Here is a 26,944-nt window from a genome sequence, read left to right on the forward strand (position 1 = left end):
TTCCTTTTATCAGGAAAGCAGTGAGCTTGAATTCTGCTAACGTGAAACAAAGCACCGAAAACATACGTTTTCCGGCGGAATTGTCTCATATCACATTCACTGCTTAAAGACCATCTTAATCGGGGGCGGACCGCCCGACTGGAGGTAAACTGAGCAGCCTGGCGTGGAGAACATTGTCAGAATACCCTATTTTTTCCGATCCGCAATTGAGGTGACCACATTCCGTCCGTTAAGATCAGGTGGATGGGCCCTCCTTGTCTTACGTGAACCTCACGTATTTTGCCAGAAATCTTTCCCGATTCAGGTCGTCTGCTCATGACTCAACGTTCCACCGCTTGTTCTGCTCACATTGATTCCCGCCGCACTTTTTTGAAAACCGCCGGGGCCGCGGTTGCCGGCAGTTTTTTTGCTCCCGCAATTCTGGGGGCTGACGACAAAGCAGGCACTAAGCCGCCGCTTGTCGGAGAAGGCGCGTTTCAGTACGAAGTCACGCACGGGTGGGGCGGTACCCCGAAGCACATCAAGTGGGGAGAGACACACGGCGTCTGTGTCGACGAGGCCGGTCTGATTTATATCAAACATCGCTCCCGCGCAAAGACGCCCCTGGATGCCATCGTGGTGTTTGACGCCGATGGGAAATTCGTCCGCTCTTTCGGAAAGGAATATCACGGCGGCGGTCACGGCATTGATGTCCGCAAGGAAGGCAACGAGGAATTCCTGTATCTCTCTGATGTGAAGCACGGTATCGTTGCTAAAACCAGTCTCACAGGGGAAGTCGTCTGGAAGATTGGACGACCCGCTGCGCCCGCGCATTATCAGGACGCCAAACAACGCTACAGTCCCACCAACATTGCCTTCGCCCCCGATGGGGGATTTTATGTCGGCGATGGTTACGGCTCCCACTACATTCACAAATACACGAGCGACGGGAAGCCCGAGTTTTTCTGGGGAGGCAGCGGCACCGAAGCGGGCAAAATGAAAACACCGCACGGCATGTGGCTTGATACCCGCGATGGCACACCTAAGATCGCCGTCTGTGATCGGGCCAATCACCGGCTCCAGTATTTCAGCCTGGATGGTAAACACCTGGGCTTTGTCAACACGGTCAGTTTCCCGGCAGACATCGACATCCAGGGAGACATCATGCTGGTCTCCGATCTGCATGCCCGGGTGACCCTGTTCGATAAACAGAACCAGGTAATCACTCACCTGGGCTACGATCAGGACTGGACGAACCGCGTGCTGGATGGCTTTAAGATTCGCACGCAGCCCAAGCAGTGGGAAGCCGGTCGCTTCGTGCATCCCCACGATGCCTGCTTCGATCAGGTGGGTAATATTTTTGTCACCGAATGGGTCTCAACGGGCCGTATCAGCAAACTCAAGAAAGTCAGCTGAACCGCCTTTGACTCTAAAGTTCACACTCGCTTTAATCTCTTCACCCTGGTTGGAACCTGATGAATTTTTCTCACGAGTTCGATGAGCAGCGCTTCTTCGAAATCTGGACGGCAGTACGGATTGAGCGTCCCGTGAATTTCTCCCTGTTTACGTTTGGAGATCAGCAGCTTCCTTATTACCTGGTGACCGGCGCGCCCGAACCCGGGGCGACGGTCAAGGTCCGCAAAGGGGAAGTCCTGATCACGCGGGCGATGATCATCACTCCCGATTCGATGGAGCCCGAGTTTCGTAACTTTTTTGAAGAGCAGGAAGAGGCGGACCTGGCCGCGTTCCTGCTCTCGCGGACGGCAGGCTTTTCCAATCTGAAGTTCTCCAACACCAGCGGACCCGAACGGATCGTCAGCGACAGCGTCGAGGAAGCAGTCGACAAGCTGAATAAACAGCTGGACGACGAAGAGGAAGAGCACACCGCGATCCTCAGTGCACCGCCCGGCATGGGAGGCATCGCCATCATGCGTTACGCCGCCGAACGGGTCTGGGAGAGTGCCCCGGGCAACATTCAGGAATTACGCGAACGGGGTTTTCTCAATTAACGCGATCATTGTCATTTTGAATGTGGGTTGCACTTCTCGTGATGAAATCAGGCGTAGGGGCGGTACCTGTGTGTCCGCCCGCCTGGCGAGTTTCGACCGTTATGCAGGCATCGAAGGCAGCTTTCTCAAATATTCGTACTACCAAACGCAGACAGACTCGCTCTACGGGTAGCCACACAGGGCTACCCCTACGTGATAGAACATACTGCTGCAGGCAACAGGAAGCTGCCAGGGTCGACGCACACGAGTAGTTCCAGGATCTCTTTTACTTTTTCGGAATCTTATTGAGCGTATAGTAAGCCTGTGGATGCAGCAGTGACTGACCGGCTTTGTTCTTCACACCAGCGGCGACCAGTTCGTGCACATACAGCTCCCGCAGGTCGTTCACTTTGAGGTGGACCCGGGTGCCATCCTCCGAGACCGTGATCTGTTCAAGGGGGAGTTCCCGGTTCAGAATCTCGTCGCTGCCGTAAGAAGAATGATAAGTATAAGTGTAACTTTTCATCTGATACGACCGGGGATCCATCGCGGTTTTCGGATCGACGGGTTGCGTGAAGACCAGTTCGAAGCCGTCGGGTTTCGCCCGCATCTCCTTGATTTCAAAGGGCGTCTTACCCGTCCAGACCAGACGCTGTAAGCCGTAGGACGCCGTCCCGAGACTGCTCCAGCCCCGATTGGTCAGACCCACGAATACGCTGCCATCGGTTCCCTGTGCCAGACGCAGGACCGCAGAAGCGAAGCCTTCCCGGAAGGGGAAGCAGGCGCCCTGGTATTCGCCGTCGACCTGTTCCAGGAAGACGCGGTTGATGGCAGCCTGGGTGAATTCGCCGACAAAAAACTGACCATCGAACGGGCCGAATTTGCCGCCACTGTTATCGAGCATCACATCGGTCGTGGACTGTCCCGCTTTCTTATAAGGGAACCAGACCGCCGGTGGTTTGAGTTGCGGCATCTGTTTGATCGCCTCGGGCAAGGGGAGGCCGTTGGGAATCGCTTTCACACCCTGAATGGGTGAGCCCGGGAGGCCCATCGAGGCGAGTGCTTCCACATGATGAAAGAAGGCCCCTTTGCGCATGTGATGCAGCGTATTCGTGGCGACCCAGTTCCCCTGCTGATCGGTGTAGAACACATCGCCGGCCCGGTTCACACCAATTCCCGCAGGCGAACGCATGCCGGCGCAGACGGGAACCAGTTCTCCGTCGGGGGTGACCTTCATCCCCCAGCCGCGCCAGCGTCCCTGGGCAAAGCCGAGCGTCGGATCTTTGACGGCCCGGGCCTTGTGTTCTTTTTTCAGTCCCAGTCCGATATTGAGTGTCAGCCACAGGTTGCCCTCGTGATCGAGCTTTGGTCCGTAAGCGTATTCGTGGTAGTGCCCGGTGACGCCCCAGCCTTTGGCGATGGTCAGATATTCATCGGCGGTCCCATCGCCGTCGGTATCGCGAATCCGCGTCAGCTCGCTCCGTTGCACCGTATAGAAGGCGCCGTCTTTCCAGATCAGTCCCAGCGGCTCATGCAGGGCGGTGGCGAACCGTTTGTAAGTCACGTTTTTGGGTGGCTCGTCATAGACGCCGTCCAGAATCCAGATTTCCCCCTTGCGGATGGCAACCGCGATACGCTGATCGTCGAGGACCGCGATGCCGCTGACTTCCAGCACCAGGTCACCGGGGGCCGGCTTCCAGTTCTGTGAACGCGACTCGGTCTGCGCTTTGGGGGTCATGATGGAGACGATGCGGTAATAATCGTCTTCACTCTCCGCATACGCGTTGGTATCCGTCAGGACGCTGGTCAGACAGAGCAGCGTGAGCAGGCAGAAAATGTATTTTACCATTGGTATGTCACCTCAATCGTGGTGTCTTCTGTCAGGGGCACGGGGATCAGCCATTCGCTGAGCTTGTCCCGGGTTCGTTCTTCACCTGCTTTGGCGAAGGCTTCTGCAACGGAGACACGCAGGCCGTTTTCGTTTTGTCGCGTGCTCGGATCAACGGTTTTCAGGTTCTTCCCCGTCAGACTGCGGAACCAGAGCGTGCCGGCAGACTTGGCTTGTGAGCCGGCCTTGATGGTGAGCCGTCGTTTCAGTGTCTGTTTGGCAGTCGCTTCCAGGCGGTCTTCGATGTCGATTCCCTGGTAGCGGTAAAGAAACGTGGGTACGCCCTGCTTGTCGATGCGATAGCCTCGGAACTGCAGCGTATTCTCGCCCGGTTTGGATTCAGGCCAGGCTTCTTCTGTCTGTTTGAGGAACGCGACCGGTGGCCCTGAAGGAAACTGCATCAGTGCATCTCCCAGCGGATCTGCCGGTGGGGCAAAGCGGATGAACCAGGTTCCCTGTGCGTCGAGGAAGCGTCCTTTCCAGGCCAGGGCAGGGCGAACCTGTTCGGCGTCAAAGGCAACATGGACTTTCTGCGGGAAGCCCACGGCGATCGCATGTGTGCCTGCCTCTTCCATAAAGGTTCGCAGGATGATCGGTTTTTTGTCGGGCACCAGTTCGTAGTTTTTCGACTTGGCTGCGAGAATCTTTTCCGGCAGCGGCTGTTTGTCTCCCGCTTTCAGGTACGCCCAGATCGCGGCGATCTGTTGTTCTACATCCCCTTTGAGTACGTCCTTGTTCTGGCTCTTGCCATCAGGGAAGAAGGTTGGCATGCGGGTGCGCTCTTTGAGAGATGCGGGATCGAGCAGGAAGTCATGAAACCACTGGGCATGCACGCGGCTGGTGACCTCACCCAGGTCCGTACCAACCACACCAGGCATACTTTCGCCCCGGATCGGATGACACTGAATACAGCCGGTCTCCAGCATGCTGCGACCGGCGGGAGGCAGCTGCGCATGTTGAGGGAAGACATCGGCTTCAGATCGCTTTTGTGGACGATCGACTTTCTCAAACTGGTTGGGCAGCGCTGCAATCTCCTTACCAGGGAAGATCGGCATGCGGGCGTGCATGTGCGGTCGAATATCCCCTTTGCCTTTGAGAACCTTCGATAGCCAACCCTTCTGCAGCTTGAAGCCGATGCCTGTCAACGTGGGAGGAATCCGACCTTCATCACCCAGGTCGACATGGCCGGCGGTTTCAAAGTACGGTTTCCGGTTAAAGCCGACGCCACCCTGCTTATCGCGCTCATGGCAGGCATAGCAGTTGAACTGCAGGAGCTGAAAGGCCAGCTGGTTTGCTGCAGCTGGATTTTGTTTTTGCTTCAGAGCGGCGAGAGATTCTTTGATCGCGGTCTGCTGGAGTTCATCCAGAGGATAGGCGGGCATCTTCTGTTGGGGATTGTGAAAACAGCTGGCAGCGGCGGTCGGCTGTAACTGGCTCAGAGGCCGGGCAGAGAATGTCGGTTTCAACTGGTCGACCTGATGGCAGTTTACGCATCTGAGTTCGACGAACTGTTTCTTGCCGGCGGCGATCAGTTCTGCAGATTCACTGCTGGTAGCAGCTGTCGCGGATCCTGGTTGCTGATCTCGGAGCAGGTAGGCGGCGATGTCTGCTGCTTCCACGGCGGCGAGTTTCAACTGGGGCATGCGACCGGCGGGGCGCGTCTGTTCCGGATTGAGCAGGAAAAAAGTCAGAGCCTGTGGCGTGTACTTCGCCGTGAGATCCGGGTGCGGAACCGAATTCACCGGACGGACTGCTGCAGCGAGTCCGAGCTCTTTGATGTCTTCCGGATCGAGCTGGGCCAGGAGTTTGTCATTGGGCGAAATTTTGGTTTCGCCGGGTTCGTAGTTCGCATCGGTTTCATGACAGGCGACGCAGCCGACTTTGTGATAGAGTTCGCGGCCCCGCGCCACGTTCCCTTTGTTCCAGAATTCGTAGGGGACCGGATTGGCGCCGGTGGCTTTGATCGTGGGAAACGGTTTCTGTTGGGACATCAGAAACGCGGTCAGGGCCTGGATGGTGGATTCTTTTTCATTCGCAGGCAGACCGTGCAGGACGTCGGGCATCGTGGTGCCGGCTTTGGTGACATGCGGGGCGGACAGGAATTCTGTGACCCACTTCCGCTGCAGACGGTTGCCGACGCCATCGAGTCGGGGGCCGCCCTTGGGTTGCAGAGCAGACTGTGATGTGGGGTGACAGGCGGCGCAGCTCAGTTCGCTGATCAACAGTCGGCCTGCGGTCCCTTTCGGAAGTTCTGCATGACGTCCGAAGCGGTCGAAGCCGGAAACAAAGGGGGCTGGATCGGGAGCGGCAAGCAGGGAGTGGCCCATGATCAGGCACAAAAGTCCTGTCACCAGGCAGGTCCTTCGTTGATTCATTGAACGGTCTCTTTCTCTGTGGGCTGCAGTCGGGGCCGGTTCTCAATGTGATGCGCGAATCGCAACTGTAATTCAGGCAGGTACTTCGATCATAAAGCAGCGGCAGACCGGAAGCAATCAGAGAACGCGTTCATTTTGTATGGGTTTGCGTCGTGCCGGGCGGAGCGAGCGTGCTTTGACCGCGGGCCCAACCCTTTAGACGACTGAGACGCTTCGCGCCACGCAGAAAATATTCCTGGTTCAGTGACTCCAACTGTTCCTGTCGCAACCGGTCACGCGTGGTCTGCCAGTCGGGAGGGGAAGCGATGAACTGCAGGTCGCACATGGTTTCATAGATCGCATCGGCGATCAACTGATGGCCTTCGATACTGGGATGCACATGATCGACGAGCAGTTCGCTACCGGGAATGCCGTCCGGGGTTTTCTGTTCGAACAACCTGCGGGCATCGATGACGGGGACATCGTACTGTTGCGCCAGACGGAAGAGAGTATCGTGCATCGGTTCGAGCATGCGGAGCGGGCAGATGTCTTCCTCTTTGGCCTTGATGAACCAGCTGCGTGCGTCGTCGTACCGTTTCAGGTATTCACAGGTTTTTCCCACGCTATACAACAGGCTGGCGTGTGTGTCATCTATATTCAGGGCCTGTTGCCAGTAGTTCATTTTCTGCTCTGCCTCGTCCCAGCTGCATTCATCTGCGGACTTCCAGAGGGCATTCACCTCGTCGCGCTCTGCTGCGGTGAGGCGGGAAGCGAATTCGCTTTTAAAGGGAATGCAGTTTTTCAGATTGCTCACCGGATTGACCAGCAGCAGCGGAACGCCAGCCTGCTGCGCCAGCAGAATCATCTGACGCATGTTGAATTCATAGTGGACCATAATGGCCCGGCGATGTTCCGGATCGCGGTGGTACTGTTCCAGTCCCTGTCGAAAGTCGAGCAGCGCGTTGACATCGGTTTCGAGTACGTTTTCTGATTTTTCCGTTGCCTGCGTTCTCTGTTGTGAGTCGGGGAGCAGGCTTTGAATCACCGATGCCAGTCGCAGGTCCAGCAGGGTACTCTCGGTCTGCAGCAGCAGTTCGGGTTGATCTTTCAGACGGGAGTAGGAACGGTCTTCCAGAAATTCATTGTGTCCGCTGTAGACGATGAACAGGTCGGGTTCGTAGCGCAACGCTTCTCGCAGGATGGGCACCAGGCGATAGCTGGCATAAGAGACGCCACCACAGTTCACGACTTCAAAATTCCGCGTGGGGGCCGCGGCCTGCAGATTGATTTTCAGCCAGTTGGTAAAAGAGGTTTCGACGGCATACGGACGTCCCTGGACGGTCGATCCGCCGAGAACGAACACGCGGTAGGTGTTTTTTCCTTTGTTGACCGGGAACTGCTGCGGACGGAAGAAGTCGCTGCGGTCGGCTGAGGTCTGGTAAGTGGTTCCGTCAGCGTTTTTGACAAACAGGGTCGAGTCTTCGCTGAAAGAAATGAAAGGATCCTGGCTGTGCGGGAGTGGCTGAACGCCACCCAGGCGGAGCCCCCCTTCCAGCAGACCGATGAAGATGAGCCCCAGGAGCACCGCCAGCGTGCGAAACAGCACGGGGTGCCGAGACTTTGGCTGTGCGGGACGCGGTTCGGGTTGTGGATCGCCTGTCTGGTTCATCGGAGTGTTCTTGAGCGGCAGATGATGCAGGGACGCAGAAAAGCAGAGAGTTCCCTCATCGTACCCGACGACAAACCGTGGGTCCAGAACGAATGTCAGCAGGGGAATCCTTTCCGGCGCACAAAAAAGCGATGCCCCCGGGGGAGCATCGCCTGTGTGTTGCAGTGAAACGACTTCGGGAACCGGTTTGACTCTACTTGGATTCCAGATCGAAGTTCAGGGTATTGTCTCCCGCTTTGACTTCAGCAGTCAGTTTCGAGTTGGCGTTGAATTTGGCCGGGATCTGATCCTGGGTATCGTTGGGGGTCCCGGGTTCACCACGCTTGCTGATGCGTACGGTATGAGTTCCCAGTACTGCCCCCTGATGGTCCTTATTAAAGACTAGTTCGTAATGCCCGGAGGCATCGGTCGATCCGGTAGACAGAGTTCCGGTCTGGGGTTCAAAAGTGACACTGGCGCCCTCCAGCGGTTGTCCATCCAGTGTAATCGTTCCTGAGACCTGCCCCAGTTCGGGCACATCAGAATCCCCTCCCGAGCAGGCTGTCAGCAAACCGACCGTCAGGAGGAAGAAAACTCGTAAAACAGGTAGATGATAGAGCTGCATTATATTCATGCTTTCCTTAAAGACTAAAAATCGCTGATGACTTCACCACCGCCGATACTCGACAATGCTTTCTGTAAATTGAAGTCCACGTTTTCACTCAGGAATCGGACTGCTCCATCACCCATCAGGACATGGCATCCGCCGACATGCTCACTACCTGGAGAATACCAGATGACCCGATTGGTGCTGGTGTCGATCTGGTTCATCTTACGATAGCTGCCACTGACGGCTCCTGTTGCAACATAAGCAGACCAGAAAGGACCACGCAGATCACTATCTTTTTCGAGTGGAGTCTCCATCATGATCATCGTATTGCTGGTCCCGTCTTTGATGTCTCGGATGCGGGCAGCACCGTTATGGCCAAAGGCTGACTTTAAGGCTTTCGTATTATAAGCCTCGTAGGAAGTGCCCATATTATAGGTGGGATACATCACACTGTAGCTGGTCCGGTAGGCATTACGAACTGCATAAGCCCCGGAGGTAGTGGTATAAGGTCCCGGAGAGTGAGAGTCACTGGGGCAGAGGAAAACTACAATCTTTCGCTCTGTTGCCGTTTGATAGCCGCCACCCCCATGGGCAGGAGGACCATCTGCATTTCCGGTCGGTAAGGAGAAATTGATTTCGTTGTAAATCGCACTCTGATCAATGAAAGGTAAGAGAAACATGTAGGCAGTAAAATTACGCACTGGAGCACCTGATGGCATCCATCCAGAATCATATCCGCCAGCATTCACATCTCCCGGAGGAAAAACGCGGTGGGAATCATGGTAGTTGTGCAGCGCCAGTCCCAATTGTTTGAGATTGTTTTTGCAGGTTGACCGACGAGCGGCTTCGCGAGCCTGTTGAACTGCAGGTAACAGCAAGGCGATCAGAATCGCGATGATCGCAATCACCACCAGTAACTCGATGAGGGTAAAACCTCGTTTTGAATATTTCTTGAACTCAAGTGCCATGGTTCAGAATTCCTTCCAGTGATTAAGAAAAGATTAGTAAGAAATGAAAAAGAAATTTAAGCGCATTAATTATTCTAATCGGCCATTAGTCAGAATGGCAAGAACATTCTGTTGTAAATCCAATATGGATAAGGGATTTCTTATTTGAAGTGGAGCCAGGAGCAAGGAAAAACCAAACGGAGGCTTCGTATAGAAGAGAGGTAAACGCCTCGTTCTCCAGTAGTTACCAGAGAAAGATTCGGCGAGAGGAGGGTAACACTCAAGGCTGCGGAAGCGGCGTGTTACCGGGATTGCAGGTTGAGCGCCTGCTCGTCGAGCGCTTTCTGCAGCGTCATCGAGTAGGCCAGGTACTTGCGATCCAGTTCATCGTAGGAGAGCCCCGTCAGTTCCGGAAGGCTCTGCGCGTTGTTGCGAAGCCGCGAGTTTTCGCTGTAGAGTTGCGTCATCTGTTGAATGAACGCGTCCCGGTATTCTCCCTGGTTGGCGTGCATGAAGAAATGCGAGAGTCCCGACGCCTGGCTGTAGTTGGGGCTGATATTGGGACTGCCCTGAAAGGCGGTGCGTCCCATGGCGGCGAATTTTTCCAGGGGGACGTAATACTGGTCTTCCAGCAGACGATAGCGGGCCGCATTGAAGCGGATATGATTGGGATTTCCGGCTTTGAACTTCTTACCTTTTTTCTCGAATGATTCCATGTAGCAGGCGATGCCTTCGATGGCCCAGAAATGATTCTTTTCACCGACCTGTCGGCTGCCTCGACTGTTGCCGGTCTCATAGAACAGCTGATGGGTGGCTTCGTGATACAGCGTTCCCAGGTCTCCCTCCGCTTCCGGATTATAATAGAAGTGGGAGATGCGATCGCCGAACAGGTAGATGCCGTGGGTGAGAGCGATCTGGGGAATCTCTTTCTGCAGTCGCTGCAGATATTCCTGGCGGGTACTGTAATAGTGCATCACATGCTGTTGTTGATTCTGGCGGCGAAACGGATTGCGGGAGCCTTGAAACATTCTGCGCAGCTGTTCGGGAGTGTTGAAGAACCCGGCGAAGGTCTGATGGAAGTAGCGATAGAATTCTTCCATTTCCGTTGCGAGCTTCACACCCATTTCCAGGCTGTGATTCGTTTTGATCAGAAAGTGTTCGGTTTTGATTTCCCAGGCGTTACGGAAATCGCGGCGGATCTCGGCTTCCTGGGCGGCTGACATCCAGCGTCCGTTGACATAGCGTTCCCCGCGTTCATAACGGGCGATATGCGTCGTGGGGAGCCAGCCGAATTGAGGATGCCATTTCTGTCTGTGATCCTGCATCTCTTTTTCGAAAGGCGTCATCCATTCATCGCCGTTCCGCACGTATCCCAGGATCTGTCTGACCGAACGGTGATCCGGATTGTGGTAAGCGGTTTCCCGAATCAGGTCGTAGGCAAAACTGGGGAAGCCGGCATATAGCACTTTGCGGGAGAAGACGAACAGGTCGTTGGCCTGATCTTCCTGCAGGTTCTTTAATTTGAGTCGCCACATACGTTCCCCTGCAGGCAGACTGGCCGGCAGGTCTGGCTGAACTTCGCGGGGCAGCGTGTAGGAATCGGGATCAAATTCGCTCCACTCCTGGATGAGCGTCGCGATGGCCTCGGTGCCTTCGGGCTGCTGATTCTGCTGACAACTGGTTGCCAGTTGTTTGAGTTGATCCTGAAACTGATCCCGCAGTGCATTGTACTGCTTGTGGTAGACTTCCAGGGCCCGTGCATTCTGTGCCCATCCGGCGCCGGGGGTCAGTACAAGCAGAGCGCAACATAACAATAGCCCCTTGACCGCAGTTCGCAGGGAAAAGACAGTCTGCCGGCACTGACGGGGGAACTCCCCTGAAGGGATTGCAGCAGATTGTCGATTCACATCAGGCATGGTCTTCGGTGTTCCTTAGGGGACAGTTTAACAGGCTCTCTTAATACGATTTTAGGCGAGTCAGGCAGAGGAAAAAAGGAATTTATCGGCAATTTGAGGTGGGAACCGATCAGGGAAGTCCCTGTAACCCGGTTACGCCGTGTAATGTGACGCGATCGTAAGAGGGGGCGAATTCAATCTGCTGGGCCTGGTTAGGCGCACTGGGAGTTTTGCCGGTACGCGAATAGCGGCGGATCGTGGCTTTGCGATTGCCAAACGAACGCATCATGTAGAGGTCTTTGGATTCGTCATAGCTGATCGTATCCGCGCGGGCAATGAACGACTGGTTGGTCGGTGTCTTCTTGTTTTTGACCAGGGCGTTGCCTTCGAGTTCGGCGTTCCCCTTGGCCAGCATCGAGATGAATTTCTTCTTCTGTCCTTCAATGTCATGTTGAATCAGTTTCAGACTGTTGCTCCGCATCCAGCCTGCATTGGGAGGCAGTTGATCGGGGTTGATCGTATCCAGCGGACGTTTGACGCCCCCGTAGGTAATCTGCACGCGATCGTCGAAGGTGGTGCTCTGCTGCGAGACATTTCCGGACATCTTGCCGTTGAAGTCGATGCGGGTGTAATTCCAGCTGTCGGTATCGGTTTTCTGCGGCAGGTTGGCCTGCGAGACCCGGGATTCGGGATTGGATTCCTTGGAATTTTCACGTCGCCAGAGAATCAGCCAGCCGGGACCGCGGGCTTCTGCGTTACCGGTTTTTTTATCCACGTTCATCTGCCAGAAGCTGGCGCGACGGATACCGATCAGCCGGTTGTCCTGGTACTCGTTACTTTCCACTTCCACGCCGTCCCGACAGGTAATGAAGTGCACCGTCGGTTTCTGACCTTCGGGTTGTTTCTCGGTGAACGAGACCCGGTCGGAGAGGATGACTTCCATTTCCTGGCACCGCAGGCGATTGTCGCCCATGTTGGTACGAACCTTACCGAAGAAGTTCGCGGTGATGCCATCAAAGACCATTTCCTGATCCCAGTGAATTTCGAGCAGGTTCTCCTGGTCGTTACCCTGTTCCTGGACCTCACCGGTCAGACCACGTTCCTGGGTGATTCCCTCCGCGCCCGAGAGCAGACCGGCGGCTGATTTCTTGCCCCCTTTGACCGGGAGCAGCAGTAATCCTTTGCCCTGGACTTCCGCCCGGTTGGCCAGTCGATACAGGAAGATATCATCCCCTTCGATCTGGGATTCACCGCCATTGATTTTCGCCGGAGTGCCCATCACGTGCAGCACCTGGTCGTTTTCGCCTTTATTCTGAATGTGCATCTGGTTGCCGGTGATGTGCATCGGCTGTTTCTGCGTTTCATTCAGCTGTTTGACGGAGACGTTGCCTTCAGTCCAGACTTCAGAAACTTCGGCTTTGCCTGCTTCGTCTTTCTGCATGCGCAGTTTGATCAGGTCGGAGACGACCATTACCGGCTCAGGTTCTTTCTTTTCCGGGCCCAACGGAGCTCTGCCGCCCTGCTGGCCAGCCGGTGTGTCATCGACGGCAAACGCCGCCGGTTGGATCGCAGATTTCTGTGGTGCGACGGATTTGCTGACGGGGGCATTCGGAGCAGATGTCGGCACGGTGGCTTCATCGAACCAGACTTCCAGCCGCTTCGTTTTCCCGCGGAGCTGGGGACTGTAGATGGCGACGTCCTGTGTGGCGATCATCTTGTGCGGATCGACTTTCTGCGCGGTCTTTTTCGCATTCTCTTGACGATCCTGCTGCAGCATGTCTTTCTGTTTCAGTGCGCCCAGATCCCCTTTGAGCCAGAGACGAATCTGTTGTGCTGCCAGTGCAAATTCCTCAGCCGGCTGCCGGATGATACACTGCTGTTCCAGTTCCACCATATCGAGTTGTGTCTCGGGATCGCGCGATTTTTTCATCAGCTTTGCCCACTGGGCGGCGACGGTTAACTGGCCCGTACTCGGATCCACGTAATCCACCTTGCCGGCACCTTCACAGAGCACGGTTTCCACGCGTCCCTCATCATCCTGGTGGATGGTGATCTTGGGACACTCGAGTTTCGACGCCTGTTGATAAATTTCGACCGAGCGTTCATCGGTCAGCACGATCGTTTTTGTTGCTTCGTTATACGAGAGACGCGTCATGCGGCCTGAGAACTGGTTTTCCTGCGAGACCAGCGCAACATTTTCCCCTGTAGCGACGAGCTCCTGGAACTGCAGCTTCCCGGAAGCGTGGCCCGGTTTCTTATCTGCCTCCGGTGTCGGATTGTCGGGGTCTTCTTTTCTGACAAACTGGAGTTGCAGCTGATCGCAGTCCAGCGTATCCGCATGCTGAGGACCAGTGGGATGGTAGACGCGGACATCTTTATGGAATGTACCCTGGTTGGTTTCCAGGTTGAAAGTAAAGCTTCCAGCGCTTTTGACTTTGGCGAACCGGCTGCGGTTATTTGATGCGTGCTCTTTGTCCTGCTTCAGCGCCAGCTCCATATAGACATCGCGTCGCAGTACGATTTCGCGAATCCCGTCGGCTGCAGGTTTGAGTTCTTTGGGTTTCACGGCTGCGGGGATGAGCTTCATCTCAATGCCCCGCGCGCGACCGCGGTGTTCTTCGTAGGCGAAGCGGACTTCACTGTCGCTCCAGATGTTCATGGAAGATTCATCGTAGAAGAAGTTACGTCCGTAAATGATCAGGCCGTTGGGTCCTGTAATTTTTACAAAGCCCTCCAGCGAGCCTGCGATCATATGGCCCGGATCGGTCTGTTTGATACCAAACGGCTGCTCGAAGCGGATTAGTGCTTCTTCACTCATCAGTGCGAAGGGCTTTTCCGAATCCTTTTTCTTGGGATCGAACATCAGCATTGCGAATGGTTTCAGACGGGCGGCCCGTTTCTCCTCTTCCTGCTGCCAGCGTTCGGTGTAGATGAAGACGTTTTCATCCTTGAACTGGTAGCGGGCGTCGGCCGCCCAGGGGATTTCCGGCAGATACGTTTTGGCGTGCTCGTTATTGGCAGACGCGTATTCGGGAGACTGAAAGACCTCTTCGGGAAACTCCTGCCGCACGACCGTACCATTAATGACCTGTTGCAGGACCTGCGCGTAGACCAGGTACGACCCTGTCAGTGACAGCATAGTCACCCAGGTCAGCAGCGTCCGGTTGGCGATCAGGCGATCGAACAATCCATTCCTGTTATATCGAATGGTTGCGGTCATGTATGAAAGGGAATCGTTTCTTACTTAAGTGAGATGAACAGTCGAAAGGGAAATGAACTGATAAGGTGTTATCCCGCCTGGCGATCAACCGAGGCGGCTTCGGGTTGCCAGCCGATGACATCGGTAATGTCAATCAGACCGGCCAGCTGGTTTTGGCGATCGACCACGGGCAGCTCGCTCAGCTTACGTGCCTTGAGGAGATCGACGGCGGCCTGCAGTGAAGCATCGGCCTGAATGGTTGTGGGCTTAAGGGTCATCACTTCGCAGATGGGGCGGTCGAGCTGATCGTCGCGTCGTTCTTCCAGCAGACGGGCCAGGTCACTGTCTGTGAAGATGCCGGTAACGCGATCGGATTCATCGACGATGATCACGGCACCGCTCCGGCGGCCGGGAGAACTCAGTCGGACGAAGGCATCGCGAATGGACGTTGATTCCTGTGTCACCCGCACTTCGGCGCGGGGACGCATCACTTCGTTGATTTGTGTCAGTTGTCTGCCCAGGCTGCCGCCGGGATGAAAGGTGGCAAACTGCAGCGGCGTAAAACCGCGGGCCTTACTGATGACCAGTGAGAGGGCATCGCCCATCGCCAGCATCGCGGTGGTGGTGGTGGAGGGCGCCAGCTGATGCGGGCCCGCCTCTTTGAGATCGCCCAGGCAGAGTACGACCCGGGAAGCACGACCGAGGGTGCTGGTCTCGCGGGCGGTAATTCCAATGATGGGAAGATCCATTTTCTGAATGATCGGCAGGAGCCGACGGAGTTCTTCCGTCTCTCCACTGTTGGACAACGCCAGTACGGTGTCGTCCTGGTGCAGGCAACCGAGGTCGCCGTGAATCGCTTCCGCGGGATGCAGAAAATGGGAACGGGTTCCCGTCGAAGAGAGGGTGGCACAGATTTTCTGTGCGATCAGTCCTGCTTTGCCCATGCCGGTCATGATGACAGCTCCCGGTCGGGAGAGGATCAGATCGACGGCATCACAGAGTTCGGTACCCAGCGCGCTACCCATCTGGCGCAATGCCGCGGCTTCGCTGAAAATAATTTCGCGCGCATCTCGTAACTGATCAAACTGGGAAAACTCAATCACCGACCTTGCAGGCAGGGAACTCATCACGCCATTCCTTTATCGCATCCTTGCGGGCATGTGTGGGGGAGCGGGAGTATAAGGCGCTGCGAAAAACGGGTCAATCCGTTTTTATTCGGGTAGTGGGGCTGTAAGTGACCAGCCTGCAGCGGTTTATGATGAAAAGATTCCGCGGGACTCCGCTCGCTAATTTCAAAATCTCTGGCGAAGTACTTCGATCAACGGGCTTTGTTGCAGATTGATATCAGAGGACCTCGTATTTTCCGCTTGAACTTTTACAATGTAAGGTTCGATGCCGCACGCATTTCCCGGGTTCTTCTTATCGAGTTCGGGTGTCCAGATACTGGGCTCCCTGAGCTGAGACAGCATTGATTTTTACGATGAACCGGCGAAGATAGAAGCGGCGGATCGCTTTGCAGGGCTGCCGCTGATGCGTTGCAACCCTTGATTTCATCACCTGTTAGCTGACTGATAGTAGTAGACGAAACCCATGTTTGTTGATCGCGTTGATATTTATTGTAAAGCCGGAGACGGCGGAGATGGTTGTGCCAGTTTCCGAAGAGAGGCCCACGTTCCGCGGGGCGGCCCGAATGGTGGCGATGGCGGCAAGGGGGGCGATGTCGTCGTGCTGGCGGATGAAAACGTCAACAGCCTGGCGAATATTATTGGTCACAAGCACTGGAACGCCGAACGGGGCGGCCATGGTCAGGGGAGCCTGAAAACCGGTCGCAACGGGGAAGACATTGTGATCATGGTGCCTCCCGGGACACTGGTGCTCGACACCAAACGCGGGCACCTGCTGCGTGATATGAAAGAGACCGGCGACCGAGTGGTTGTCGCTAAAGGGGGCAAGGGAGGCCGCGGCAATCGGCATTTTGCTACCGCCACTCACCAGACGCCCCGTGAATTCGAGAAGGGGGGACCGGGAGAACAACGCGATATTTCCCTCGAATTAAAGCTGATTGCAGACGTCGGGCTGGTCGGGAAACCGAATGCCGGGAAATCGACGCTGCTCAGCCGACTCTCCAAGGCTCATCCGGAAATCGCCGACTATCCCTTCACGACCAAGTACCCGAACCTGGGACTGGTGCGGGTCGGCTTTGATCATCAGTTCGTGATGGCCGACATTCCCGGGTTGATTGAAGGTGCCCACGCGGGGATCGGGCTGGGACATGAATTCCTGCGGCACGTGGAGCGGACCCGGGTGCTGGTGCACCTGGTCGAGCCAGCTCCCATGGATCAGACCGATCCGATCGAGAATTACCGTCAGATCCGGGAAGAAATGCGGCTCTATGATGCGACGCTGATGGATCGTCCGGAAATCGTGGTTGTCACCAAATGTGAACTCCCCGATGCGGAAGCGGTCACCGAGCTGTTGTCTGAAGAACTGGGGCAGCCGGTGTTGCAGATCTCCTCTGCCACCGGAGAGAGCCTGGATCAGCTGGTCAGAAAGATCGTCAATACACTTCAGGACCTGGAAGACGAGGTTTAGCAGACGTGACTGCCGAACAGCCCCCGTCCGAAACCCCCGAACCCGAAACATCGAAACCGGAAACCGGGACTCCCCTGCCGAAAGAGGATCTGCCCACGCCGGGCGAAGTTCGCGTCCGGTTCGGCCTGTATGGGGCGGGAGTGATGATGGTGCTCTGCTTTATGTTCCAGGCATTTTTTCATGTGACGGGCAGTGAAACGCAGCGTATTACCGAGTTGGGGCTGATCATGCTGGCCGGTTTTATCGCGGGCTGGGTCTTCGCCCGGCTTCGCTTTTAAACCGCATTTTTGCCCCTGCTGAGGCGATTGTAATTTTTGCATTTCCCGCAGCGCGTCAGACGGATTTGCAATATCTACAAGCATTTCTGGTGAACATCTTCGGCACGCACCGGCGTGTTTCGAATTTTTTGGGAAATGCGTAAGCTGTATTCTGACAGCGTTTTAGCGAGTACGAAATCTAGCACATCCCGGTGGGTTTCTAAACTCAGCTTGCCATTGGTCTTTTCTTTGCAATAAGATCCTCTGCCTGTCACGACCCGCATCGGTCTGAATGGAATTCACCGATATCCGTTACAGGACCCCCGATCAATTCTCAATCCCCAATTCGAGTGATCGACCCAAAACTATCCCGTAACCAACTACCGAGTGTTTGTCAGTCGTCATCCCGCCGACGACTGCAACCAAAAGGAATTAGAGGGCATGGAAGCTCAACTCTATCGCTGTTGCGTACTATTGCTGGCTGCGTTTTTCTCGCTGGGTGCCTCATACAAAACCCCCAATTTTGTGACCCACGCACCGACTCCCGAAATTGCCAAACAGGTGGGTGATGCCGCCGAGGTGTATCGCAAAGAACTCGCGATTGCCTGGCTGGGACACGAACTCCCCAAATGGTATGCCCCCTGTCCTATTAAAGTCAAAGTTGGTAACTATGGTGCCGGCGGTGCGACCACCTTCTCGTTCGATCGTGGTCACGTGTTTGGCTGGGACATGCAGATCCAGGGTTCTCTGGAACGCATCCTCGATTCTGTACTGCCTCACGAAGTCAATCACACCATCTTCGCCTGTCACTTCCGTCGTCCGCTTCCCCGCTGGGCCGATGAAGGGGCTGCGACGATTGTGGAACACGAATCTGAAAAACGTCGTCAGCGACTGCTAAACCGCCAGGTGATGGGCACCAACAAACGCATCCCGCTGCGTCGTCTGCTCTCCATGACCGAATACCCCGAAGAGATGCAGCAGGTCCTGACACTGTATGCCGAAGGTTACTCCCTGGCAGACTTCCTGCTGCAGCGTGGTGGTCGCAAACGCTACCTGATGTTCCTGCAGGATGCCCATAAGAACGGCTGGGATGAAGCCGTTGCCAAAATGTATCAGTTCAAAAATGTGGATGAGCTGGAACAGAACTGGGGCAGCTGGATCATCGCCGGCAGCCCGGATCTGAATCAGCCCGCCGGTCAGCAGCTGGCCAGCAATCAGCCTGAGCCTGCTACCGAAAACAAAGACCTGGTCATCCGGTCGCAAAGTCCTGACCAGGAAGGACCACTCCAGAACGAAGCTGATTTTGCTGCCGCAGATCAGAACAATGCACTGCCTCTGGACCAGATGGCTTCCGAAGAGAATTCCCGTAGATCGCGGCCGCTGCCCATCGATTCCCGGGTTCCCTTCAGTGGCCGTCCTGCAGCCGGCAGTCAGCCTGCGGAAGACATCGCTCTGGTTCAGGAAAACCAGCGTCGTCCCCGGACTTCGCTGCACCAGGAATCACAGCAGCAACCAGCACGTTACGCTGCTCAACCGCAGCGGGCTGCGAACAACAGCCGACCTCAGCGTCCAGCAGCAAACCCCCGTTATCAGCGTGAACAGAGCCCGGGACGCGGAATCGATCTCGGTCAGTCCGCCGAAATCGACTTCTGATAACCGACCGGTTTGAATCAATCCTGAACGGTGTCGCTCAAAGCAAGTGACTCGTTCAGGATTTTTTTTGTGGTAGAACCGCTACCCGGTAAGAGTGATGCTCGCCGGTAGCCTCGAACGCCTGTGTGACTTCTTCCAGCGAATAGCTCTGATCGCAGAGTTTCTGAAACGGATATGTGTGCTGGTAGCGTTCGAGGAAATTCAGGGCATTCGCCAGATCGAGATCGACATAATTGTGAATGCCTTCGATCTTCAGCAGCCTGCGGACAACCTGTTCCGCGGAGACTTGCAGCGGACGGGCCGGATAGACCGAGCCGACCAGAATCATTGTTCCACCAATGTCCAGCGCTTCCAGACCGCTTTCGATCACATCGGGAACGCCGGTCATGTCGAAGACGAAGTCCACGCCCCGCCCCTGGGTCAGATGATGAACTTCAGAGTGCAGCGGCTGATCTTTTTTGACCAGGATCGAATGGGTCGCACCGAATTCCAGTCCGCGCTGGACGCGTTGCGGGTTGATGTCGCTGACGATGACAGAAGCAGCACCTCTGGACTTCGCCACGGCGGTTGCCGTAATACCCAGCATACCCGCTCCCAGAATCAGAACGCTCCGATTTTTGATCTCACCCGCCAGCCGAAAGGCGGCCATGACGGTCGCAGTGGCACAGTTGGCGGGGCTCGCAATCTGATCGGGGAGTGACGCGGGGACTTTGAAGATCGTGGTCCCTTTGACCAGGTGACAATGACTGGCCAGGCCGCCACTGAGGTAGTTCTCGTCAGTCAGTTTCTGGTGACCGTACTTGAACAGGCTCGTGCATTTCTGGGTCAGTCCCCGGCGGCAGTACTCACATTTCTGACAAGCGACCGCCACCGACCAGGTGATGCGATCTCCTGTGTTGACCGGCCGATTGAGAAAATCGACGGTATGATGTTCCGGATGCAGATCGACAACGCGTCCGACCATTTCATGTCCCAGGATGGTCGGGCAGGGAGTGGAACGCGTACCTTCGTAGGTATGCAGATCACTGCCGCAGATCGTGCAGCACAAGATCTCAACCAGGACTTCGCCAGGCTGGAGCCGGGGTTGTTTGACTTCAGTACGCTGCAAGGCAGGTGTGTCACCTGTCAGGATGATCGAGACGCAGGGATCGCTCATAATGCTGTCAATTACGTTTATCTAAAAGCCGTCAGAATCGGTCGCAGTTTCGGACGGGCTCTGAATATTATCCGGATACGAGAAGAACTCTCTTAATTAGAAAAGATATTTTTTTATAAACGGCCCGCATGAAATCGGAAAGTGTACCGATTTTCTTTTCAACTGATCTTAACCTGATGTGGTCTGTCCAGATGTAACCTGCATTTCAGCCAGGACCAGTTCGATCTGGGCGACCAGTTGCTCCATGTCCTCGGGGAAAACATGGCCGATGTTACCGATGCGGAACGTCTCCGCCTGGCTGATTTTACCGGGATAAATTACATACCGACGGCGTTTGAGTTCATCGTAGAAGTGGTTAAAAGAGAAGCCGTCGAATTCAGGATAGTAGAAAGAAGTGATGATGGGTGACTGCAACTCCCGGGGCAGCAGGGTGCGCAGTCCCCGCTGTTCCATTTCCCGGACGAGCGTCGTCTGATTTTCGACGAAGCGGGCATGCCGGGCGGTGATGCCCCCCTCAGCATCCAGTTCGTTCAATGCCTGCAGAAACGCATTCACGACATGCGTCGGGGAAGTGTAGCGCCATTTACCCCCCTTCTGTTCCATTTCGTTCCACTGATCATACAGATCCAGGCTCAGCGAGCGGGCATAGCCTTTCGTCTGTTCCAGCTTCTGCTGACGGGCAATCACGAATCCGAATCCGGGGACTCCCTGAATACATTTGTTGGCAGATGAAATCAGGTAGTCGATGTGAAACTCTTCCATCGTCAGCGGGATGCCGCCGAAGGAGGACATCGCATCCAGGATATAATCGCGACCTGCGTCCGCGACGATCTGACCCACTTCCCGGGCCGGGTTCAGCATGCCGGTGGTCGTTTCACAGTGTACCAGAGCCACATGCGTGATCGAGGCATCGTCGGCCAGGGTCTGGCGGATCTGATCCAGATCGGGGCTCTCGGTTTCCGGGCAGGAAATGGTGACGCGTGCAATCTTCAGGCAGTCGGCGATCTGGCCAATGCGATCGCCGTAGGCACCGTTGGAAATCAGCAGCAGTTTCCCATCAGGGGGTATGACCGAGCCGATGGTCGCTTCGACGGCAAACGTTCCACTCCCCTGCATCAGGACTGATGTATAACCGGGCCTGATTGTCGCCAGCTGCACGAGTCGTTCGCGGATTTCCACCACGTGCTGGTTGTAGTCCACATCCCACGTTGAGTAGTCAGCCAGCATCGCCTCGCGGACGGTTCTGGTTGTCGTCAGGGGACCGGGGGTCAACAGTAAGTAAGGAATATCAGCATCCATAGGGCACACTACCTGCTTCAATCTGGTCAATGATGGCGGACAGCCCCTCAAGTGTCGGGATGACAAAGTGAGCGCCTGCGTTTTTGAGTTTAGTTTCGGCAGCCTGTAATCGCTGCTGTTTTTCTTCTGGAGTGAGGGCCTCCAGTTCGGAGACACTCAGTCCCACTTCGCTGCCGGTCTGGGTCAGACCGACCGTCCAGGTGCCCGCATTCAGGCCCGCTTCGATATCAGGAACCGTGTCTCCGACTTTGATCACTGCGCGCGGGGGATAGACGCCGAGCGTTTCCATGTTGCGGTAGATCATCCAGGGGGCAGGGCGGCCTGCGGGGACCTCGTCGGCACACATGGAAAAGTCGGGAGAGTAACCCTGCTCGCGTGCGGACATGAGAATCGGGTCGGCCACTACGCGCGGGTAACCGGTTGTGGAACCGATTTTAATTCCCCGTTCCTTGAGTGGCGCGAGTGACGCACACAGGCCGGGGACCAGCTCGGTGTAGAGTTTTGCTTCCTCGATCTGCAGCGGCATGAACGTTTCATAGATCTGTTTCACATCGTCTTCAGACCAGGGACGCTGGTGGAGTGCTTCCCACTGGCTGGCGATTTCGTCGAGCTGGAACAGACTGCGGATATGATCCTGTTTATGCAGGCCCATCGGTCCGCGTGCCTGTTGCGGGGTGACCTCGACACCACAGGCCTTGAAGGCTTTGATGAAGGCGGAGATCGGGGCGAAACAGCCATGGTCGATGGTTGTGCCGGCCCAGTCAAAAATCACGAGTTTAATCTGTGTCGGTTGCATGCTGACTTTCAATCAGTTGAGGTCCACGGGATGCTCCAGCACCCGTTGGACAAAGGTTAAAAAATATTCCAGATCCGGCGTTGCCAAGCCGGGAATTTTGGCCGCTTCATCCCAGGTCCGCAGGCGGAGCGCTTCCTCGTACCAGGGATTGTTTTCAAACTGTTTCTGTTCGCGTGCATCGAAGGGACCGCCCTGCAGTTCCAGGCTCAACACGGAAGCGGGGGACAGGCGGGACAAGTATTCTTCGTCGGTGGCACAACGGTATCGTTTGGCATCCACGTGCAGGCGGATGGGTTCGGTGACCGCTTCCGGAAAGTGCTGCTTCAGCCAGGCGGCACCAATGCGTTCGTGCAGATCATCAATGCCCTGTATGGCACAGTCTGCGGAGTGCTTGTGCAGCAGGTGACCCACATCGTGCAGCAGGGCTGCGGTGATCAGTTCCGGTGATGCCTGTTCCTGCTCGGCTGCGGAGGCTGCCTGCAGGGCATGTTCCGTTTGTGAAACAGGTTCGCCGGCATACATGTCGTTGCCCTTATCCGCGAAGAGCGTACGGATCTCATCCAGAATTTCACGCGTCTCAACCAGGGGTGACATCGTTTGCCTCCGGGGGATTGATTTCGGACAGGGTTTGCGCCAGGTTCATTTCACGTTCCTGGATCATCCAGTAAATGACGCCGGCAATGATGGCGGTACAGCAGATGCCGGCCAGTCCGCCGAAGGCCATCTTCCAGCCGTAGTACTGGGCAATCATGCCGACCGTATGTCCGGACAGGATGGCACCCAGGTAGCCGGCGGAATCGACGAGTCCCGCGACGGTCGAACAGCCCCGTTTGCCTCCCAGGTCGATGGCCATCACGCCGGACAGGAAGGAATAGGGGGCCATCAGGAAAAATGCGACGAGTGACAACAGCGTTAATGCCAGGTAAGGCTTGCCGGTCACATCGACAGTGCTCAACAGGGCCAGCGAGAGCACGAGTAGAATCAGGCTGGGTAACACGACCCGACCGTGGCGGCCCCGCAGTCGATCCGAAAGAATTCCGGCCAGCAGGGCCGAACAACCGCCTACCAGCGGAAACAGCATGCTGCCCACCGCCGCCGATCCGATATCGAATTGTGCTACTTCATTCAAAAAGGTCGGTGTCCAGAAATTAAACGTTTCACGGACCAGCGTCAGGCTGAAGTTCATGACGCAGATCAGCCAGAACAGCGGACTGGCGACCAGGGGCTTGAGTACCTCTTTGATCGAAATCCGCTGCGCGTGGTTACCTTCTGCCCCAAAGACGTTGAGCGGGTTGGCTTCCGGTTCTTCCAGGCCGACATCGATGGGGCTCGACTTCAGGGTGAAGTACACGAAGACCGCGATCGCCGTTAATGTCCCTGCGGCGACAAAGAAGACGGTGCGCCAGTTGGCCATAAAACTGAGTGAACTATATTTCTCTCCGAGCATGATCAGGCTGCCGAGGTAGACGCGGGCGAAGGCATCGCCAAACAGAAACGAGAGCGAAAGAATGGCCATCACTGTTGCATGCCACTGGACGGGATACCAGCGCGATGCGGTTTTGACCAGAGCCACCCAGCCCATGGACTGCACAAAGCGGTTGCCGGCCCAGATGACGATGAACAGGGCCAGCCCGCCCGCCAGTCCGAAAAATACGGAAAACAGAATCGAACAGAGCATGCCCGTCAAAAACATCTGGCGACCGCCGAGAAAGTCGGCCAGGTAGCCGTTGATGATTTTTCCAAAGGCATACAGCATGACACCGACCGAGGCGACGGTGCCGATCTGGATTTTAGTGATGCCCAGACCGGTTTCTTCATCCAGCAGCAGTGGCGTGGCGACGGCCAGGTTAGACCGGCAGATGTAATATCCGACGTAGCCGAGAAACAGGCTCGTCAGAGTCATGAGCTGCCAGTTGCGATTGGGGTTCTTGGACATCAGGTGCTGCTTTTCAAAGAGAGAGTTGACCGATATTTTCTTTTGCCAGACCTGGTCCCGTCGTCATTCCTTTGCCGCCGATGCCGGTGAGAAGCTGAATGCGCTCGCCCTGCTGTTTGTGGAACAGGCCTGCAGACTTCTCCTCAGTATAAATGCCGCACCAGCGGTCTGTGACCTGAAAATCCAGTTTCATGAACATCTTTCGCGCATAATTTATGATGAGTTCTTCCACCTCAGCCGACATGCGTTCGGGAGGGGGATCGACCGAGTACGCATGCGAATCGCCGAGGATGAATTCGTTGTCCTGGTTCTGTGTCATCCAGATCTGAATGCCATGTTCCTGCAGCGTGGGTTCGGGGCCCGCCAGATTGATACCCTGCAAAAACTGAGCGTTCAGGAATGCGGGATACCTGGTCAGCGCGATTGGTGAGGCGATACTGGTACCCAGTGTGCGGTTTTCCGGATTAGAAATTTTGAGCATCTGCAGCTTGCAGTACTGCACGTTGCGTTCGATGTACGCTTCGGGAAACAGTGTCTGCAGATCAGCGCCGGAGCAGACAATCACCTGTTGTGCATGAAAGGTTCTGCCGTCTGCGATTTTGACCTGGCAGTGACTGCTCCGTTCCCGCACCGAGACCGCCGTGGTTTTCGGCAGGTAATCGCAGTCCGAGGTGCAGGCAATCCAGTTGATGAGTTCGCGAAAAAACTGGCCAGGGTCGAGTTGCAGATCCTGGGGGAAGAAGAGACTGCCCGTGCAGAATTCCGGATTCAGACAGCAGCTCGAACGGATGGTCTCCTCGGCGTTGAGGAACTTCGCGGGACAGAGAGTGTCCTGTTGCGTGTCAGCGAGTTGTTTCAGGAAGTCGGCTTCCGCTTCCGTGTGTGCCAGATACTGTGTGCCCGCCTGTCGCAGGGGGATCCCTAGCTGGCGGGTCAGCTCTTCGTAAATTTCCGAGGAAGCCAGAGCACGATCGCGCCAGATTCCGGGGGGCATGGCACTGGGAATGATCAGGCCAAAATTACGGACGGATGCCTGCTGGGGAAAGATGTCCCGTTCGATGAGCAGGGTTTTCCAGCCCCGCTGCATGGCAAAGTACGCATGAAACGCACCAAGTACGCCACCGCCGATGACGATGACATCATATTTTCGCTGGTAAGTTTGAGTCGACATGGTTTGCTATCAGTGAAGCCCGAACGAGAGAGTCGCTTGAGTTTCCCATCGGGTGAAGGTCAGGAAGTTCGCGGCCTGGCGGGCAGACAGGAACTCTACCCACCAGGCACTGTCAAACTTCAGTGTGCCAAACTTAAAGTTAAGTATTGCCAAGTATCGGGATCAGAGTGCAGAATACAATGATAATATACGCAGTTAAATTGACAATATTTACATGGGCTTCACGGGTTCTTTAACATTAGCTGACAGAGTGTCGGTTCATAGAACGCTGGTAACGCCAATACCTGTTTGTTGTAGAAGTCGTACGATGAGATTTCCTGAACGTCGAAAAATCGCACTCCTGATCCAGACCTCCAGCGACTGGAGCCGCCAGATCATTCAGGGTATTGCCGACTATGCTTTCGAGCAGGGGGGCTGGGACTTCTGGATTGAATTCCGGGGGCTCAAAGAACGACTGCAGATTCCCGCCTCGTGGCACGGGCACGGCACCATCTGTCGATTGACCGACGCACGCATTCGTCAGTCGATTATCGGGCGGCGTCTGCCCGCGGTGAACGTCTCCTGGTTGGGAACGCATTCCGCCCGCATTCCGAAAGTCGTTTCAGACGAACGCGCCTGTGCCCGCATGGCGGCGGACTTCTTCCTTAACAAGGGCTTTCGTTCGTTTGGCTATATTGGTGCCGACCCCAATCTGAAATACCCTCCCACCATTCAGCACGATTTTGAATCGGCAGTCAGCGAGGCAGGGGGCGTCTGTTATGATTTTCCTTATTACGAACTGACGAAGGAAGCCGACTACGAACAGCAGCAGCATCGACTCAAAGAATGGTTGCGGGAGCTGCCCAAGCCGGTCGCGTTGCTGGTCTGGTCGAGTAAAGTGGGACGCGAAGTGGCAACGGTCTGCGTGAACCATCATCTGGAAATCCCGGACCAGGTGGCGATCCTCAGTATCGAACACGACCCACTGATGTCGGCGCTGTCGCCGGTACCATTGTCCTGCATCAACCAGGGACCGCACGTTGTCGGTCATGCCGCGGCGCAGTTGCTGGATCAGATGATTCAGGGGCAGCCCGCGCCGAAGAGGCCGGTGCTGATTCCTCCCCTGTCCATCGAAGAACGGGCTTCCACAGATACGCTGTTCGCCGATGACGATCTGGTTCGCGAGGCGATCCAGCTGATTCGTCAGCAGGCACATCTCCCCCTGCAGGTCACCGATCTCACGCAGCGGCTGAATGTCTCGCGTCGTATTCTGGAACATCGTTTTCAGAAGGCCCTGCATCGCTCGCCGGCCAGTGAAATTCGCCAGGCGAAGCTGAACCGGATTACCCGCCTGCTGAGGGAGACCAACCTCACGATCTCGCAGATCGCGGAACGCTGTGGCTTTCAGCATCAGGAAGCGATGATTCGCATGTTCGGGCGCGAGATGGGCATGTCGCCCCGGGAATATCGTCAGTCGAGTCATACGCTGCGCTGAGTGTTTCCGGACGGTCGGCAATTCCTTGCGAATCTGACCACTGGTTTGATGGCGATGGGGAACCGCCGATGGTACGATCAAAGAAGAGCAACAACTCTGTTT

The 26,944-nt window shown here is 55.7% G+C and carries 20 protein-coding genes; 6 read left to right on the forward strand and 14 right to left on the reverse strand.

Features of this window, described 5'->3' with window-relative positions; genetic code table 11:
- The first annotated feature begins 315 nt into the window (after positions 1–315).
- Complete coding sequence (locus HG66A1_RS00785) at positions 316–1,395, forward strand: peptidase (protein WP_145179890.1); 1,080 nt, start codon at positions 316–318, stop codon at positions 1,393–1,395.
- A gap of 59 nt (positions 1,396–1,454) precedes the next feature.
- On the forward strand, positions 1,455–1,988 hold the full coding sequence (locus HG66A1_RS00790) for a hypothetical protein (protein WP_145035597.1): 534 nt from the start codon (positions 1,455–1,457) through the stop codon (positions 1,986–1,988).
- Positions 1,989–2,253: 265 nt separating this feature from the next.
- Here the strand turns inward: HG66A1_RS00790 and HG66A1_RS00795 are convergent, their stop codons facing one another.
- The 8 genes from HG66A1_RS00795 to HG66A1_RS00830 form a co-directional block, all read right to left on the reverse strand.
- Positions 2,254–3,816, reverse strand: a complete 1,563-nt coding sequence (locus HG66A1_RS00795; RefSeq protein WP_145179892.1) for a hypothetical protein — start codon at positions 3,814–3,816, stop codon at positions 2,254–2,256.
- Positions 3,810–6,230 (reverse strand): c-type cytochrome, encoded by a 2,421-nt coding sequence (locus HG66A1_RS00800; protein WP_145179894.1) that lies wholly within the window; start codon positions 6,228–6,230, stop codon positions 3,810–3,812. Before HG66A1_RS00800 ends, HG66A1_RS00795 begins: the two co-directional genes overlap by 7 nt.
- Before the next feature lie 130 nt (positions 6,231–6,360).
- Positions 6,361–7,878, reverse strand: coding sequence for an SGNH/GDSL hydrolase family protein (locus HG66A1_RS00805; RefSeq protein WP_145179896.1), 1,518 nt, complete (start codon positions 7,876–7,878; stop codon positions 6,361–6,363).
- Positions 7,879–8,071: 193 nt separating this feature from the next.
- The gene (locus HG66A1_RS00810) at positions 8,072–8,491 is read right to left on the reverse strand and encodes a carboxypeptidase-like regulatory domain-containing protein (protein WP_145179898.1); all 420 of its coding nucleotides are present in this window, start codon (positions 8,489–8,491) and stop codon (positions 8,072–8,074) included.
- 14 nt (positions 8,492–8,505) lie between these two features.
- Complete coding sequence (locus HG66A1_RS00815) at positions 8,506–9,435, reverse strand: DUF1559 domain-containing protein (protein ID WP_145179901.1); 930 nt, start codon at positions 9,433–9,435, stop codon at positions 8,506–8,508.
- A 281-nt stretch (positions 9,436–9,716) separates the two neighbouring features.
- On the reverse strand, positions 9,717–11,330 hold the full coding sequence (locus HG66A1_RS00820) for a DUF1570 domain-containing protein (RefSeq protein ID WP_145179903.1): 1,614 nt from the start codon (positions 11,328–11,330) through the stop codon (positions 9,717–9,719).
- Positions 11,331–11,439: 109 nt separating this feature from the next.
- Complete coding sequence (locus HG66A1_RS00825) at positions 11,440–14,529, reverse strand: hypothetical protein (protein WP_145179905.1); 3,090 nt, start codon at positions 14,527–14,529, stop codon at positions 11,440–11,442.
- A gap of 68 nt (positions 14,530–14,597) precedes the next feature.
- The gene (locus HG66A1_RS00830) at positions 14,598–15,635 is read right to left on the reverse strand and encodes an SIS domain-containing protein (protein WP_145179907.1); all 1,038 of its coding nucleotides are present in this window, start codon (positions 15,633–15,635) and stop codon (positions 14,598–14,600) included.
- Between the two features lie 463 nt (positions 15,636–16,098).
- Between HG66A1_RS00830 and obgE the strand changes: the two genes are divergently transcribed.
- The 3 genes from obgE to HG66A1_RS00845 all read left to right on the forward strand — a co-directional run bounded on the left by obgE (position 16,099) and on the right by HG66A1_RS00845 (position 19,010).
- Positions 16,099–17,100, forward strand: a complete 1,002-nt coding sequence (obgE, locus tag HG66A1_RS00835) for a GTPase ObgE (protein ID WP_145179909.1) — start codon at positions 16,099–16,101, stop codon at positions 17,098–17,100.
- A 5-nt stretch (positions 17,101–17,105) separates the two neighbouring features.
- Positions 17,106–17,378, forward strand: a complete 273-nt coding sequence (locus HG66A1_RS00840; protein ID WP_145179912.1) for a hypothetical protein — start codon at positions 17,106–17,108, stop codon at positions 17,376–17,378.
- A gap of 420 nt (positions 17,379–17,798) precedes the next feature.
- Positions 17,799–19,010 (forward strand): hypothetical protein, encoded by a 1,212-nt coding sequence (locus HG66A1_RS00845; protein ID WP_145179913.1) that lies wholly within the window; start codon positions 17,799–17,801, stop codon positions 19,008–19,010.
- Between the two features lie 55 nt (positions 19,011–19,065).
- Here HG66A1_RS00845 and HG66A1_RS00850 read toward each other — a convergent pair whose 3' ends face one another.
- From HG66A1_RS00850 to HG66A1_RS00875, 6 genes are all read right to left on the reverse strand, one after another.
- On the reverse strand, positions 19,066–20,166 hold the full coding sequence (locus HG66A1_RS00850) for a zinc-binding dehydrogenase (protein ID WP_145179916.1): 1,101 nt from the start codon (positions 20,164–20,166) through the stop codon (positions 19,066–19,068).
- A 168-nt stretch (positions 20,167–20,334) separates the two neighbouring features.
- The gene (gene phnW / locus HG66A1_RS00855; protein WP_145179918.1) at positions 20,335–21,465 is read right to left on the reverse strand and encodes a 2-aminoethylphosphonate--pyruvate transaminase; all 1,131 of its coding nucleotides are present in this window, start codon (positions 21,463–21,465) and stop codon (positions 20,335–20,337) included.
- Positions 21,455–22,261 carry a phosphonoacetaldehyde hydrolase gene (gene phnX / locus HG66A1_RS00860; RefSeq protein WP_232106727.1) on the reverse strand — a complete coding sequence of 269 codons (807 nt, stop codon included), beginning with the start codon at positions 22,259–22,261 and terminating at the stop codon, positions 21,455–21,457. The genes phnW and phnX overlap by 11 nt, the downstream gene beginning before the upstream one ends.
- 12 nt (positions 22,262–22,273) lie before the next feature.
- Positions 22,274–22,855: a phosphonate degradation HD-domain oxygenase gene (locus HG66A1_RS00865; protein ID WP_145179924.1), complete on the reverse strand. Its 582-nt coding sequence runs from the start codon at positions 22,853–22,855 to the stop codon at positions 22,274–22,276.
- Positions 22,839–24,197 (reverse strand): MFS transporter, encoded by a 1,359-nt coding sequence (locus tag HG66A1_RS00870; RefSeq protein ID WP_145179927.1) that lies wholly within the window; start codon positions 24,195–24,197, stop codon positions 22,839–22,841. The genes HG66A1_RS00865 and HG66A1_RS00870 overlap by 17 nt, the downstream gene beginning before the upstream one ends.
- Positions 24,198–24,210: 13 nt before the next feature.
- The gene (locus tag HG66A1_RS00875; protein ID WP_145179930.1) at positions 24,211–25,368 is read right to left on the reverse strand and encodes a TIGR03364 family FAD-dependent oxidoreductase; all 1,158 of its coding nucleotides are present in this window, start codon (positions 25,366–25,368) and stop codon (positions 24,211–24,213) included.
- A 307-nt stretch (positions 25,369–25,675) separates the two neighbouring features.
- On the opposite strand from HG66A1_RS00875, the gene HG66A1_RS00880 reads away from it, so the two are divergent.
- Entirely contained in the window at positions 25,676–26,842 is a 1,167-nt protein-coding gene (locus tag HG66A1_RS00880) for a xylose operon transcription regulator XylR (protein WP_197996926.1), read from the forward strand.
- Positions 26,843–26,944: the final 102 nt, after the last annotated feature.

The organism is Gimesia chilikensis (genome assembly GCF_007744075.1).
GTDB classification, from domain to species: Bacteria; Planctomycetota; Planctomycetia; order Planctomycetales; family Planctomycetaceae; genus Gimesia; species Gimesia chilikensis_A.

Excerpts from the sequence above, each read along its gene's own strand:
- HG66A1_RS00880 (WP_197996926.1), top strand. The coding sequence starts at position 25,676 with ATGAGATTTCCTGAACGTCGAAAAATCGCACTCCTGATCCAGACCTCC.
- HG66A1_RS00815 (WP_145179901.1), bottom strand. The coding sequence starts at position 9,435 with ATGGCACTTGAGTTCAAGAAATATTCAAAACGAGGTTTTACCCTCATC.
- obgE (WP_145179909.1), top strand. The coding sequence starts at position 16,099 with ATGTTTGTTGATCGCGTTGATATTTATTGTAAAGCCGGAGACGGCGGA.
- phnX (WP_232106727.1), bottom strand. The coding sequence starts at position 22,261 with ATGCAACCGACACAGATTAAACTCGTGATTTTTGACTGGGCCGGCACA.
- HG66A1_RS00875 (WP_145179930.1), bottom strand. The coding sequence starts at position 25,368 with ATGTCGACTCAAACTTACCAGCGAAAATATGATGTCATCGTCATCGGC.
- HG66A1_RS00850 (WP_145179916.1), bottom strand. The coding sequence starts at position 20,166 with ATGAGCGATCCCTGCGTCTCGATCATCCTGACAGGTGACACACCTGCC.
- HG66A1_RS00830 (WP_145179907.1), bottom strand. The coding sequence starts at position 15,635 with ATGAGTTCCCTGCCTGCAAGGTCGGTGATTGAGTTTTCCCAGTTTGAT.
- HG66A1_RS00825 (WP_145179905.1), bottom strand. The coding sequence starts at position 14,529 with ATGACCGCAACCATTCGATATAACAGGAATGGATTGTTCGATCGCCTG.
- HG66A1_RS00785 (WP_145179890.1), top strand. The coding sequence starts at position 316 with ATGACTCAACGTTCCACCGCTTGTTCTGCTCACATTGATTCCCGCCGC.
- HG66A1_RS00800 (WP_145179894.1), bottom strand. The coding sequence starts at position 6,230 with ATGAATCAACGAAGGACCTGCCTGGTGACAGGACTTTTGTGCCTGATC.
- HG66A1_RS00865 (WP_145179924.1), bottom strand. The coding sequence starts at position 22,855 with ATGTCACCCCTGGTTGAGACGCGTGAAATTCTGGATGAGATCCGTACG.
- HG66A1_RS00870 (WP_145179927.1), bottom strand. The coding sequence starts at position 24,197 with ATGTCCAAGAACCCCAATCGCAACTGGCAGCTCATGACTCTGACGAGC.
- HG66A1_RS00810 (WP_145179898.1), bottom strand. The coding sequence starts at position 8,491 with ATGAATATAATGCAGCTCTATCATCTACCTGTTTTACGAGTTTTCTTC.
- HG66A1_RS00790 (WP_145035597.1), top strand. The coding sequence starts at position 1,455 with ATGAATTTTTCTCACGAGTTCGATGAGCAGCGCTTCTTCGAAATCTGG.
- phnW (WP_145179918.1), bottom strand. The coding sequence starts at position 21,465 with ATGGATGCTGATATTCCTTACTTACTGTTGACCCCCGGTCCCCTGACG.
- HG66A1_RS00805 (WP_145179896.1), bottom strand. The coding sequence starts at position 7,878 with ATGAACCAGACAGGCGATCCACAACCCGAACCGCGTCCCGCACAGCCA.
- HG66A1_RS00845 (WP_145179913.1), top strand. The coding sequence starts at position 17,799 with ATGGAAGCTCAACTCTATCGCTGTTGCGTACTATTGCTGGCTGCGTTT.
- HG66A1_RS00820 (WP_145179903.1), bottom strand. The coding sequence starts at position 11,330 with ATGCCTGATGTGAATCGACAATCTGCTGCAATCCCTTCAGGGGAGTTC.
- HG66A1_RS00795 (WP_145179892.1), bottom strand. The coding sequence starts at position 3,816 with ATGGTAAAATACATTTTCTGCCTGCTCACGCTGCTCTGTCTGACCAGC.